Source organism: Vibrio olivae, assembly GCF_042428525.1.
Lineage (GTDB): Bacteria > Pseudomonadota > Gammaproteobacteria > Enterobacterales > Vibrionaceae > Vibrio > Vibrio olivae.
The window spans coordinates 987663-999855 of record NZ_JBHMEP010000001.1; the positions used below are offsets into that span (position 1 = coordinate 987663).

The window sequence follows — 12193 nt, forward strand, 5'->3', positions numbered from 1 at the left end:
TATGAAGGCAAATAAGCCTAGTATGAATAACCCAGCGAACAACCATAGAAAGCTTGAGCAGATCCAATCGGGCTCACAAGGCATATAGATTTCAAATTCCATACGCCCTCCTCAATGGAACTAAATATCATCAATAAGTTTAGCACTTATACTTGAACCATTGATGACGCTGCTCAGGCGTTTTAAACGTCCATGCCACGAAGCGACTGACTTTTTGCCCCTGTTGCATTTCAACGACTTTCGCTTCAACAGCCCCTACCGATTGTAACTGTTTTTTCAACCAGCGAACGTTCTCCTTTTTTGATAGAAGTGTTGAAAACCATGCGACTTGCTGAGCGTACAATCGGCTCTCTGTCGCCATCTGCTTAACAAAAGAGGTTTCTCCGCCCGGACACCATAGCTCTGCTTTTTGGCCTCCGAAATTCAGAGTCGTATTTTTTGCCTCTGTTGCAGATGTTCCTCGCCGTTTGACTTTATTCGCCGCCAAATTACGTTGTTTACGTTCACTGCCTTGTGCCGCTTCCTGTTCTGAGCGGTGAAAAGGAGGGTTACAGGTCGTAACATCATAAAACTCCCCAGGGCGAATAACATTGGCAAACATCGAAGTGCGGTCACTTTGCAACCGGCATTCAATCTGTCCCTTAAGCCGTGAGTTTCGCTCAACGATTCGCTGCGCGTTTTCGACCGATATAGGGTCAATATCGCTGCCCACATAGCGCCAACCATAAGCACGAACACCAACGATGGGATAGATACAATTAGCACCAACACCAATATCCAACGCGTTAATTAAACCGTGCTTGAGCCCTTTACACTCCGAAGTTAAAACGTCAGCCAGTCGGTGAATATAATCGGCGCGCCCAGGGATAGGCGGACACAAAAAACCTGAAGGAATTTGCCACTCTGTAACACCATAATAATGTTTGAGTAGTGCATTATTCAGCAAAATTACCGATTGGGGATTTGCAAAATCAATACTTGACTCCCCTTTCGGTGTGGTGACGATGTGTGCTTTAAGTTCAGGAAGCTCTTTGACCAAAACGGAGAAGTCATAGCGCCCTTGATGAAGATTACGTGCATGAAGGCCCGGCTTTGACTTGATCACCGTCCATTTCAGCGGCGCGGAAGCGCTTTGAGAAGTAGCTTGCGGTGAACGTTGAGTCATGATCTTTCCTCATTCAATTCCTGACAAATCAAAAATAACCGAGCATCAAGCTCAAGCTGATGATAGTCAGGCAGCATATGGCAACACAGTTGATAAAAGGCTTTATCGTGCTGTTTCTCTTTAATATGGGCTAGTTCATGGACCACCAGCATCCGCAATAACGGTTCAGGTGCTTTTTTAAATACACTCGCAATACGGATTTCATTCTTAGTTTTAATTTTATTGCCGTGTACTTTCGTCGCATAGGTATGTAGCCCTAGCGCATTATGAATTAAGTGAATTTTACTATCATAAATCGCTTTACTAAGCGGCGAGCTCTTTCTCATGTAACGATTTTTAATCGCCATAGTGTATTCAAATAACGCTTTTTCACTTTGAATTTGGTGTGTCTCTGGATATTTACGCTCAAACCAGACACTCAGTTGGTCACTTTCAATTAAACGACTAACCTGCTCGATAATTGTTGGGGGATAGCCTTGAATATACTTTAAGGATGGGTGCATAACGTTCGCCTAAACAGGTTCACCACAAAAAACGGCGCCAAGTGTACCTTATTCTCACTTGCCATTCATCGCCTTTCGGATAGACTCTGACTCTTCAAAATTCCTGAGGATTAAAATGAAACGCGTGGATTTATCGGTCGACAATTAAACTCAATAAAATCATTACGTTACATTAATATTAAATAATAATGGCGATAAAATGGCGACAGATATAAATTAGATAAAATATGGCGGCTTAGGATTCACTTTTACAATGTGCTTCTCTAGCACGAACTGTTGGTTCTTATATTTGATGTAAGGGTATGCAAAAGGGAAATACCCTTGTTGTCCACAGTTAGTGCATTTATGTCCCCAACGGTTTGGTAGTGGGTCCATAGAGTTATCGACTCGATAAACACCTTGATTGCACTCTTCACATTTAAACTCGACGATTTCGGCTTGTATTGGCTTACTAGTTTTCATCTAAACACACAAAATCCCATTTTTCGCGCCTCTTGGTTTTCTATCCTAGACCACTTTTCGATGATTTATCATGAGAAACGTTTTGAAAAAATGATTTTGGACTCAAACTCTTCTTCATCCCTTGCCGTTACAAGGCTCTCATCACCTCATCGAGATCGTTCACACTACCTTAAAGATCGTTCAAAAACCCACGAAAAATTACGTAACTCTTACTTTTCATATAGTTAGAAAAGAAAAGCAGATCTTTAGAGATCTTCATTTTTTCAATTTACTGAAAAAAACTGAAATGATTGAAATTTTGTATAACGCTATCTAGAGGGTAAATTGAGATGGGGCCCCTACTCTACAGCCCTGTAATATAGGGCTCTTAGCGGATTAAGAGCGCTATACAAATAGACAGATTTTTCGTAACAACAAAACTGAAAAAAAAGTGATCGAAAAACCTCGCAGGCGGGTGAGGTGAGTGCGAATTTCGTGACGTTGGCATGTCATTCCATGGCATGGTGCGACAGACCGAAATAACGAAAGAGACTATAACTAAGAGTGAAGTTGATCGAGACGATGGACAGGTAAAATCAACTCTTTGCATAATAACGTCGAAAATATAGATTTCCCTGAACCGTCAGAACCTATGACTACAATTCTTTTCATCATATTGACCTCATCAATCCGGCCAAACCATTCTTGAGTTTCTTGTATGCTTTATTTTAACGTGTTCAGCTCTTCTGTTAGCTGACTAAGTTTTCGCTTTTCTTCCGCGATCTTATCTACATACTTCTTAACTTTATCTGGCTTATTATCGTTTTTAGCCTTAAGTAAATCAGATTCATATTCACTTATTTCATCTTTAATTTCGGACATTTCAGAAGTTAAGTCTTCAATAAGTAATTCATTCGTACAGGTTAACTTCGACTGATTCAAAGCGATTTTAAGCCCTTCCACTTTAGCTTGGTTACCTTTATTGTCAGCAATAACAATTTGCTGTTCTATTTCGCAGAACTTCCTTTCACAACCGACATATTTCCCACATTCAAGTGTAGATGCAGCAGCTAGTTGTATACTTCCAGCTAGAAAACCTGACAGTACCAAAGATATTCTAGTAAATACATTTTTCATGCTGTATATCCTGTTGTTTGATGTATGAAGCTAACGCCCAATTAACGTGTGAGCAGCGCAAACACTGAACTTAAGCGCTGCGCCGTAAACACTAAATTCAACCCGAAGTGAAAGCGCCAAGAGTTGCGAATCGCTGTTGAATTGGTTTGTTATAGCTCTTGGATTCAAGTAGGAAGTGCGACACCTCTGAACTATACACTTTAATTGATTGCATCTTTTAGATTTGGGAAGTGATACCCCATAATCGGCTCACCCCAAATAAGAGCAGCTGGAATACATAATACAACCATAATTAAGAAACCAAATGCGATAACTAGTAATGGGAATAGAAAAAATGTGGGATATGCCAGTTTTCCTTTCGCATACTCCATACAGTAGATCGCTCCTGCAATACCACCTATCGTTGAGATAAGTGGAGCAGCTCCGTATAAAACAGCGCTAGCTAATACAATAACAAAAGCCATAACTGGTATCGCTAATATCTTATCCATCATCATACTTACCTGAGAGGGCTATAACGCCCTATTAAGGTATGAGCAACGCATTACCTAAGCTACCGCAAACCACCTTAAACAATAAACGCAACGCATAGCAAAAATGCCACGCGTTGCGAATCATTCTTAAACAGTTTGTTAGGCAAATTCAACCTCTTGCGTCACGACCATCTTCGTCTTCCGCAACACGAAATCTCCAGTACTTACCTGGTTTTACCCAAACCACCGTAGACGCATTTAATTTTTTAAAAGCAGCCAATATCGAGCGACCAAGAACAAGATTTCCATCTGCATTTTCCCTCAATAAGTCCTCTGCACCAGACTTCACAAGAAAATCGACAGCATCATCTTGGTACAAGCATCCTTGACCTTCAAGTTCTGACTGCATCCAATCAGCGGCTTGCTGAGCGTTCATACGCTTCTCACTCTTGCTCAACTTTTATTAATGAATCATGTGGGAAAATACCATTATCAAGTTTTTTACCTGCAAACCATTGGCAGCGATAATCCTGATCACTAGTGTAAACTTGCTTGATTGTCATATCTGGACCACCAGACTTTAACTTTACTATTTCACCAATTTTGTATAACGATTCATTAGGCATAATCATCTCCTTTTATTACAATTGACTGCATACTATATATGGTATTGAAATTATATTTTTCAAGTAGTTGCCAAACGCCATACCAAAGTCGCCGCATACCATCTTAAACACTAAAACCAACGCATAGTAAAAATGCCACGCGTTGCGAATCCCTCTTGAACAGTTTGTTATGTATATTATTTATACTCCCATTCAATTCGCTCCAGATCCTCTTGCGAAAAAGCCTGTCGCATATGCAAGCTAGAAATCATCCTTTTTGTCAAACTGCTCCCAGAAACTATAAATTTAAACTTTGTACCATATGCTCGTGTTCTCTTTACGCATTCATTAATCAGAATGCTTAAGTTGCTAAAATGCATAATTGTACGTACAAGGTCTATTTCTACGATATTGCAGTTAAAATCTATTGCTCGATTGATATCGGGATACAACGATGAAGAAGAAATTGAATGAGATGCAAATATATAGCAAGGGTTCTCAGTCTGGTGAGGATTAAGTCCACTTGAAAATACAAATGAAACAATATTAACTCCATATTCGTCCAATGAATATTTACAACTCACAGAATCAGAATAGATATCAAGAAACCCCTTAGTACTTCTAATACCCATACCATGATAAGGCTTAACGTCAAACTCCAATGGATTAAACTCTCGGCCATCATACTTAAATTTCACAACACTTCCATTTGAGCAAACTGAAACAGACTGTGAATCACCGTGTTGATGTGCATTTTGAGCTAGTTCTGCTAATATTTTTGCAAAATCCATCCTCATTTCTGATGGAATAAAACTTGAAGTTTTATAAAGATAATTATCTAGTTCTCTTATTTCTTTTTCCCCTGGAACATCTAGTCCTCCGCTATCACCCATAATCGCACTATGAATCGCCTCTATTTTCAGGGAGTCTTCAATCTTAAACCAACGATTATATAACTCACAATTTTTTAGGTGATCAATAATTTTATCGCCATCCCAAAGAACAACATTTTCAGGATCTAATTTATATTGTTTTATTTTTTTAGCTTTCCAATCAGAATACCATTTATGTTCATCTGTTGTTAATGTTCTAGGCAAGAGTAGGTGCCATTTTCTACAATTATAGGATTCATTGCTCATAATCTTATCAAAAGACTTATTTATCTGACTATGTTGCGAATAAGAGAAATCATTAACGAAAAACTTACACTGAAATACCTCCAAACTTTCACTTTTAATATCACTCCCAACAAATATGTCAATACCATCATCTCCTCGATATGCCTTTACTTCAAAAGCTTGAGATGGATATTCTGCTCGTAGCAATGAGCCACATACTTTTTCAAATGCCGATCTAGCACCTTCAATATTTCCGTAAAGACTTATAAAATCGTTCCAACCACGTTCCATTATCATCCTTCCAATATACATAACGTCCAATTAAGTAGTGAGCAACGCAACACAAAAGCCACCTCATTGCGCCTTAAACACAATACTCACTACAAACCAAAACGACCATGCGTTGCGAATCCCTCTTGAACAGTTTGTTATATGCGTGCTAAATGGTGCTCTACGTAATCTAAAGTTTGAAGCTTGTCATACCTACCACCAGGGAACCAGTTCTGAAAAATTTGCTCATTGCCAAAGAACTCTAAATCACTAAATTTCTCAGAAAGAGGCGTATGGCTAACACCCAAAAGAGGAGCAAAAAAACCATCAAACTGATCACTTGTTAAATCGTAAATCAATCCATCGACTACTGTCCAATAATGCCTTTCATCGTTTGGGTAATCGTAGCCTTCTACGACTTGTACTTCGCACTTTGGATAAGTGCTCTTCACTATATGAGCAAAAACTCTTGAGGCTCCCTCACAGCTATTTTTAGGAAACTGAGACGACCCCATAAATAGTGAAAAACGGTCTTGTGAGCCTTTTTCATAGATAGACCGAACTTTCTTAGCTAGTTCAATAATTTCACTTGCCATCATTTTCCTCTACTTTGAACGACAAAAGCATATAACGCCCAATTAAGTAGTGAGCAACGCAATACAAAAGCTACCGCATTGCGCCTCAAACACAAAACTCACTGCAAACCAAAACTGCCACGCGTTGCGAATCACTCTTAAACAGTTTGTTATGTTTATTTTTTGAAGAGCTTACCGAACGTCTTTTTTAAATGATCGTCTAGGTGAGCTTGAACTATTGTTAGCCCCTCTTCAGCCGCAACGTCTAACAACGAATCGTAATCATTTAATTCATTACAATTTTGGCATTTTATCAAGTCCCCAGAGGAAAACTCCTGATCAGGCTCTCCCTCTAAAGGACAATCACAAAACAAACATTTAAGCTCTACAGTAAAGTTGCCATCTTCCATTAATAATACCCCGTAAGTTTCAGACCAAGTGTTGCTAGGGCTAAAAGAAAACCTAAAACAAGAAAAAGCCCCTTGTGCTCCTCAATGTAATCAGAAGTTTTTTTCAGAAACGTTCTGTTTGCTTTTAGCTCATCTGAACGTTTTTTTGAACGAGCAACGCCAATTCCTTTAGGAGTTATTTGCAATCCTTTGTAATTGCCACCTCCCAAATACGCATGATTGAGCCACTCATGTGCTAAACACTTGTCTGCTGCTTTTTCGAGTTGCTCAAGAGTAAAAGTGGTTTTGTTCGCCACATTAATCTCTTGTACCAGTTGTTCATCTATATCGAGATTAACGGATTTGTAGGTGCGACCGTGCTCTTCCATATAGTCGATAACATTATTTAGTAACGCATACTCAGGCATTTTTCCTCCGATAAACATCACGCCGCGTTAAGACGTGACGTAATGCGTGCCATACTGTGAGCGAAGCGAAACTGGCACGCGTTGCGGAATCGCTCTTAAACGCTTTGTTATAAACTTAGCCAGCGGTATATGTCGTGCTTTGTTATTTCTCCTAACGCAATTAATGCTAAGCTGACGAAACCAAATACATAAATTTTTTGCTTCCACATTAGGTAAAGACTGCCCCAGAATCCCTTGTGCCTAGAGAAGTAACGAGCTGCGTATATCCTGAACATTTTTTGCTTTGACACAATGTGTAATGTAATTATTATCAAAAACAATCTTGCAAATGGGGCTGGTTGTTCAAATTGTAATGATGTAGCGGCTAAAGCGATTGCAAATAGTCCAATCACATCGTTTACATATGTAAAGTAAGCTTCTGCTAAATGCTCTTCTTCGTCAGGGTGGATCACTTATTTCTCCTCGTTTATAACGCCCGCTTAAGTGGTGAGCAACGCTACCACAATACTTAACTATTACGCCGTAAACACTAAAGCCAAATCAAACCAAAACCGCCGAACGTTGCGAATCCGTCTTAAAGCGTTTGTTATATTTTATTTATCTAAATTTTCGTACATTACCATTGCCTCTTGATGTAGTTTACATGCTTGTTCGATTGCCCAATTCAAAGATGTAAACTCGATAAGGGCTTTTGTTAGAGTGTAAGACAATGCGGCAGGACCGTCTTTACTTTTAAGTTCTAGGCAGTAGTCTTCACTAATAAGTTCCATAGTTATATCGTGGGTTATAGCGATATCAGTAAGAGCACCCCAATCAATAATGAGGTATATAGAAAGATAGCCACAAACAAATAAACTAAATGCATTCGAGTCTTTAATAGAAAGTGAAAAAGGATAAAACAAAGATAAGTCCATATCATTTTTTAACTTGTTCACTGACACAAACATTGGCTTCTTTAATGTTTCTATAAATGATAACTCACTTGCCTCAGGTAACCTTCCGCTCAAAGAACTATAACAATATACATATTCATCAATTTTTGAAATATTACAGCCTTTTTCTAAACATACTTCAAGGTTATCATTGAGTTCGTTTATCCAGTTCTTTTCTTCACTAGTTGACGAGACTCTCTTTGATATGTACTTACCACCTCTTATTGATTGGCTCTCATCAGTAAGGAGATATTTTTGAATAGCAGTCATGCTTTGCAACTGCTTCTCAGCTTTTTTAGCACAAGCTTCACTTTGCTTCAGTTCCATTAAGAATGGAGTTGGGGAATTCATAAGAGTAATATCTCCATGCCTCATAATACTAGTGAGATCGTTAAGAAGAACTTTTATTCCCAGTGAAGATGCATGTTCAAAAGATTGATTCTCTAAATCTTGTCCTTCTTTACCGTGAATATCCCCTGATAACTCTTTGAGTTCAACTTTATCCGTTGAGTAAGCGTATGCACGAAGGTCATTCTTGTCATAGTAAATATGAGGTATTGAGTTGCCAATATGTCTTGCCCATAATTTTAGTTCCTTTAATTTTAGTAATTGATTTTCTACTATATTTATGGAGCTTTTAATTGTTCTCGATTTTTCTTTTGAGTTATGTCTGAGACGCTTAAGTCTCTTTAAATTCTTTAAACGCTTTTTCCTAAATCTGGTAGTCTCTTCAAGCCAAAAATGCCAGTCCAACAAGTCTCGCTGTATTTCCGTCAAAGTCTCAATATCATTCGGATTTAACGATAGCTTATTAATTTTATTTTTTATATCTACGATATCACTAAAGAAATAATGTTTCATATGCACCCAACTTAACAATAAAATATAACGCTAATTAGACAGCACTTAGTCACTTTTTTGTTCCATGGCAGCGCAACCTTTCAAAACCCATCATTAAGCGTAATCAACGAGTTGTATCTCTTTGAAGGATATTAGATTGCATAAAGTAACTTAATTCGTAGGTGTGTATTTTCTGTATACATCGAGAAGATTAACGACTCCACCCAGAACAATAAGAACCAGAATGCATAACTTTAGTGCTAACGTCAGTGATCGGTAAGACAAATGCAGCCAATTGACTGCATCGCATAGTTAGTTCGATTGAGAAATGGGATCTAGGCGGGTCTTAAGCTCGGAACTTTGGGTACCGTGATTGGTTATAGCGCTTGCTTGAATGGGTGGCTGTGTCATTGCGTTTCCTGGCACAATACCATTGTGGGTATGAGTGGCTAAGGTGTCGGCGAGTTCTTTCACGACTTGCATGAACTCTGATAAGAGCACTAAAACGTTTTCCTCTTTAGAGCCTATCCATGTCTTAGGCGCTTGAAGCCATTGATGCTCTACCGCAATGCTTCGACGAACTTGTCCAATAATTTCCACCAAGTCCCCTGCCGTGGCGGTTTGCATGTTCCCTAAACTGCCCAAAACAATATCGTCACCCGCAAGCAAGTTAATCGCACCGAGCGCTTCAATCAGCTTCTTGCCTGTCACCTCTTCGGTGCTGTGCTCGCCAACGTCAATATGGTGCTGGCCATACTTTCCCTGGAAGCGGTCGGCTTGGTCGATTTTCTCAAAAGCGATTGAGGTTTGAGTTTGGTCTGTTTGGTTAATGGTATTGCCTGCCGCATCGATTCGGGTGCTGACTTCATCTCGTAGTTGCTGAAGTTGTTCGCCAGGCTCAATCGATGGCAGCGCATAATCACGCCCATAAATGCCACGTATGATTGGCCTATCATTACGGCCATACGCAAACGCGATGTCAACGACACTCCCTTCGAGTGGGTACGACAGCAATCCTGATTCGTGGCCACTCATGTGGACCGGCAGAGGAATGGAGTGATAGACCGGCACACTCAAATCAGGATGCAGGTGTTCATCGAGCAACTGAACATCGACGGCATAACGTGGGCGAAATGGGTCTGAGAGTTGACCGGATTTTGCCACATCGCGCACCGCTTCCACTCGGCCAAACTTAGGTAAGTGGTGCCCAGCCGCGAGCTCGGGGAACTGCTGCAGAGTTTCGCGTTTTTTGGCCAAGAAATCGATTTGACTGTCTTTCCAATAGGCCGTCATTTCATCGTCTATCAAATCCAAACGCGTGACACGTTTGTCATTCATCACCCGACCCGGCCGCAACATCGGAAACGGCACAAAGGTGACACTGTTCCCGCTTTGCCGGCTCGTAAACTCTTTGGGCAGTGGCATCGGTTTGTTTGCAAAATGGCTGTGTTCGTACGAACCAAAATAAATCATCTGGTCAGTATCTTGATACCAAATGCAATCCGGCACCGAAAACGCCCGAGACACTTGTTCTAAACATTGATATCCCGAGCCATGACACACAAAATTGGGAATGCGCGTCGTCATGTAATCGGCCTCGGGTAGATTAAACTCAAGCCCTGTGAGGGTGGAGAGTTTTTCAATTATTTCTTGGGCTGTCGGGTGCTCGATACTCATCGGCCAGCGCTTACCTAAAATGCCAGCAAGCTCTTTGACCGTGACTTTGTAGTACCCATTTTCAGCGCTGTGCACTTTCTCGATAAATCCTTCGAACCAAGGCGCAAGTTTGTTTTCATAGCCAATATCAAAGCGAACCAGATCAAGGCGCTTAGGCGCGCTTTCAGCTTTGATTTTGAAGATGGCCACGCTGCCAAGCGAGAGCTTTAAGCTCACCATATGACAGGCCAAAGTCACTTCTTCATTATCAATAAACAGGCGTTTGTCTAGCTTCATTGCGTTGCTTCCTCCGCGTTAATGAGCGCTTGTTTTAGGCGGGTATTGTCGCGCTGCTCAGGCTGGCTTTGGGCTTTCGCTCGCTGCTCTTTCTGCTCCGCCACGCTGTTAAATTCACGCAGCTCAAACGACACATTCCAGGCTTGCAGCGTATCGTGCTCGCTGGCGTTAATCCGGCCTGTGAATTTAACGTTGCGAATTTTGAGCGCCAGCGCAATATCGTTACCAATGCGATACACCTTGCGCTCGTTTGCGTCGTTCTTGGCTGATGCGAGTGTATAAAGCTGGGTTAAGGTACCCACATTCACAAATGATACCCGCCCACTAAAGGTGAGCTTTTTGCCTTTGTCACCCTGCTCGGCCGTTTCGGTCCCAGACGATTGGCCACTCATGTCCTGGTCTTTAAGCTCCATCGACATTTCAACTTTCATCGAGTCCAAATTCACCGGCATCCCATCAAGTGCTAACATCGTTATCCTCCTAGCAGCGCGTCAAAAAACGGCATCGGCTCAGCGCTGAGTAACAGGCTCGCCACCGTCAAAGAATGGTTATTCGGGGCGCCAGATTGGCTCAGTTGCGTGGCTAAGCTTTCGGCATTGCCCGACATCGAGAACGAATACACGCTGCCCTGGACATTTTTAAGCGCGTCGATTTGCGCTTTGATGACGCTCAATTTTGTTTCGCGCTTAGCGGCTAACGCCTGCAATTTACCAATTACATCGGTGGCATCATCAGCCAATGACTCGAGTATCGCGAGTTGCGCGCCTTGCACTGCGAGCACGCTACGAAGCGGATTGGCGTTAAGATATGCCGCCGGCTTAAAGCGTGGCTGACGAATGCCTGCCGGTTGATGAAATTTATCCACCTCATTGGTGGTGAGCGCCTGGGCTTGTCGGGCGACCTGGCACCAATCCGGCAAAGGGAGCACTTGCGTCAGTTGAGTCAATTTACTTGCGAACGGATTAAGCTGAGAGGCCGTGACCATCACCGCTATGCAGTGGACGTTTCCAGTGGGCCGATATTTATCCGCGAAATCCCGTAATTTTGCCGATAACACCTTCACCGCGGTTTGCGGGTTGAGGTAGCTTCCCGATTCAAGTTTTGTCCCAACATTGAATTGATACGGCGAGACGGTGAGCACCGTTCCGGTCGATAACAAAGCCTCTAGCTCAGCACGTAAACCAAGCAACGCCTCGGCGTCACTACTTAAAGCATGACGCCCAAACTGGGCGTCACTTTGAAGACTGGATAGCCGGCCGAGCGCCTCATTCATGGTGCTACCCACTTGGTCTGTGACCGACTCCGCTTGTGTTTGAATCGCCTGTGCGCGGCTTGGCCAGCTGAGTTTTGATTCATGCCACATA

General features: G+C 41.6%; 16 protein-coding genes. All 16 read right to left on the reverse strand.

Features of this window, described 5'->3' with window-relative positions:
• Window positions 1–139 precede the first annotated feature (139 nt).
• Complete coding sequence (rlmF, locus tag ACFFUV_RS04490) at window positions 140–1165, reverse strand: 23S rRNA (adenine(1618)-N(6))-methyltransferase RlmF (RefSeq protein ID WP_390190035.1); 1026 nt, start codon at window positions 1163–1165, stop codon at window positions 140–142.
• Window positions 1162–1668, reverse strand: a complete 507-nt coding sequence (locus ACFFUV_RS04495; protein WP_390190036.1) for a M48 metallopeptidase family protein — start codon at window positions 1666–1668, stop codon at window positions 1162–1164. The genes rlmF and ACFFUV_RS04495 overlap by 4 nt, the downstream gene beginning before the upstream one ends.
• Window positions 1669–1884: 216 nt before the next feature.
• Window positions 1885–2130 (reverse strand): hypothetical protein, encoded by a 246-nt coding sequence (locus ACFFUV_RS04500; RefSeq protein WP_390190037.1) that lies wholly within the window; start codon window positions 2128–2130, stop codon window positions 1885–1887.
• A gap of 702 nt (window positions 2131–2832) precedes the next feature.
• Entirely contained in the window at window positions 2833–3246 is a 414-nt protein-coding gene (locus ACFFUV_RS04505) for a DUF1090 domain-containing protein (RefSeq protein WP_390190038.1), read from the reverse strand.
• 200 nt (window positions 3247–3446) lie between these two features.
• Complete coding sequence (locus ACFFUV_RS04510; protein ID WP_390190039.1) at window positions 3447–3743, reverse strand: hypothetical protein; 297 nt, start codon at window positions 3741–3743, stop codon at window positions 3447–3449.
• Between the two features lie 145 nt (window positions 3744–3888).
• Complete coding sequence (locus ACFFUV_RS04515; protein WP_390190040.1) at window positions 3889–4155, reverse strand: DUF6953 family protein; 267 nt, start codon at window positions 4153–4155, stop codon at window positions 3889–3891.
• 7 nt (window positions 4156–4162) lie between these two features.
• Entirely contained in the window at window positions 4163–4345 is a 183-nt protein-coding gene (locus tag ACFFUV_RS04520; RefSeq protein ID WP_390190042.1) for a YodC family protein, read from the reverse strand.
• 176 nt (window positions 4346–4521) lie between these two features.
• Window positions 4522–5733 (reverse strand): hypothetical protein, encoded by a 1212-nt coding sequence (locus ACFFUV_RS04525; protein WP_390190043.1) that lies wholly within the window; start codon window positions 5731–5733, stop codon window positions 4522–4524.
• Window positions 5734–5870: 137 nt separating this feature from the next.
• On the reverse strand, window positions 5871–6311 hold the full coding sequence (locus tag ACFFUV_RS04530; RefSeq protein WP_390190045.1) for a hypothetical protein: 441 nt from the start codon (window positions 6309–6311) through the stop codon (window positions 5871–5873).
• A gap of 152 nt (window positions 6312–6463) precedes the next feature.
• Entirely contained in the window at window positions 6464–6697 is a 234-nt protein-coding gene (locus ACFFUV_RS04535; RefSeq protein ID WP_016784599.1) for a hypothetical protein, read from the reverse strand.
• On the reverse strand, window positions 6697–7104 hold the full coding sequence (locus ACFFUV_RS04540; RefSeq protein WP_053340390.1) for a hypothetical protein: 408 nt from the start codon (window positions 7102–7104) through the stop codon (window positions 6697–6699). The genes ACFFUV_RS04535 and ACFFUV_RS04540 overlap by 1 nt, the downstream gene beginning before the upstream one ends.
• Before the next feature lie 107 nt (window positions 7105–7211).
• Entirely contained in the window at window positions 7212–7556 is a 345-nt protein-coding gene (locus ACFFUV_RS04545) for a hypothetical protein (protein WP_390190047.1), read from the reverse strand.
• A gap of 141 nt (window positions 7557–7697) precedes the next feature.
• Complete coding sequence (locus ACFFUV_RS04550; protein ID WP_390190049.1) at window positions 7698–8897, reverse strand: hypothetical protein; 1200 nt, start codon at window positions 8895–8897, stop codon at window positions 7698–7700.
• 291 nt (window positions 8898–9188) lie between these two features.
• A complete protein-coding gene (locus ACFFUV_RS04555) occupies window positions 9189–10829 on the reverse strand; it encodes a hypothetical protein (protein ID WP_390190051.1) in 1641 nt (546 codons plus the stop codon).
• A complete protein-coding gene (locus ACFFUV_RS04560; RefSeq protein ID WP_390190053.1) occupies window positions 10826–11299 on the reverse strand; it encodes a baseplate complex protein in 474 nt (157 codons plus the stop codon). Before ACFFUV_RS04560 ends, ACFFUV_RS04555 begins: the two co-directional genes overlap by 4 nt.
• A 2-nt stretch (window positions 11300–11301) precedes the next feature.
• The gene (locus tag ACFFUV_RS04565; RefSeq protein ID WP_390190054.1) at window positions 11302–12192 is read right to left on the reverse strand and encodes a hypothetical protein; all 891 of its coding nucleotides are present in this window, start codon (window positions 12190–12192) and stop codon (window positions 11302–11304) included.
• Between the last annotated feature and the right edge of the window lies 1 nt (window position 12193).

Coding starts and splice junctions, on each gene's coding strand:
- rlmF (WP_390190035.1), bottom strand. CDS start 1,165: ATGACTCAACGTTCACCGCAAGCTACTTCTCAAAGCGCTTCCGCGCCG.
- ACFFUV_RS04495 (WP_390190036.1), bottom strand. CDS start 1,668: ATGCACCCATCCTTAAAGTATATTCAAGGCTATCCCCCAACAATTATC.
- ACFFUV_RS04500 (WP_390190037.1), bottom strand. CDS start 2,130: ATGAAAACTAGTAAGCCAATACAAGCCGAAATCGTCGAGTTTAAATGT.
- ACFFUV_RS04505 (WP_390190038.1), bottom strand. CDS start 3,246: ATGAAAAATGTATTTACTAGAATATCTTTGGTACTGTCAGGTTTTCTA.
- ACFFUV_RS04510 (WP_390190039.1), bottom strand. CDS start 3,743: ATGATGATGGATAAGATATTAGCGATACCAGTTATGGCTTTTGTTATT.
- ACFFUV_RS04515 (WP_390190040.1), bottom strand. CDS start 4,155: ATGAACGCTCAGCAAGCCGCTGATTGGATGCAGTCAGAACTTGAAGGT.
- ACFFUV_RS04520 (WP_390190042.1), bottom strand. CDS start 4,345: ATGCCTAATGAATCGTTATACAAAATTGGTGAAATAGTAAAGTTAAAG.
- ACFFUV_RS04525 (WP_390190043.1), bottom strand. CDS start 5,733: ATGGAACGTGGTTGGAACGATTTTATAAGTCTTTACGGAAATATTGAA.
- ACFFUV_RS04530 (WP_390190045.1), bottom strand. CDS start 6,311: ATGATGGCAAGTGAAATTATTGAACTAGCTAAGAAAGTTCGGTCTATC.
- ACFFUV_RS04535 (WP_016784599.1), bottom strand. CDS start 6,697: ATGGAAGATGGCAACTTTACTGTAGAGCTTAAATGTTTGTTTTGTGAT.
- ACFFUV_RS04540 (WP_053340390.1), bottom strand. CDS start 7,104: ATGCCTGAGTATGCGTTACTAAATAATGTTATCGACTATATGGAAGAG.
- ACFFUV_RS04550 (WP_390190049.1), bottom strand. CDS start 8,897: ATGAAACATTATTTCTTTAGTGATATCGTAGATATAAAAAATAAAATT.
- ACFFUV_RS04555 (WP_390190051.1), bottom strand. CDS start 10,829: ATGAAGCTAGACAAACGCCTGTTTATTGATAATGAAGAAGTGACTTTG.
- ACFFUV_RS04560 (WP_390190053.1), bottom strand. CDS start 11,299: ATGTTAGCACTTGATGGGATGCCGGTGAATTTGGACTCGATGAAAGTT.
- ACFFUV_RS04565 (WP_390190054.1), bottom strand. CDS start 12,192: ATGTGGCATGAATCAAAACTCAGCTGGCCAAGCCGCGCACAGGCGATT.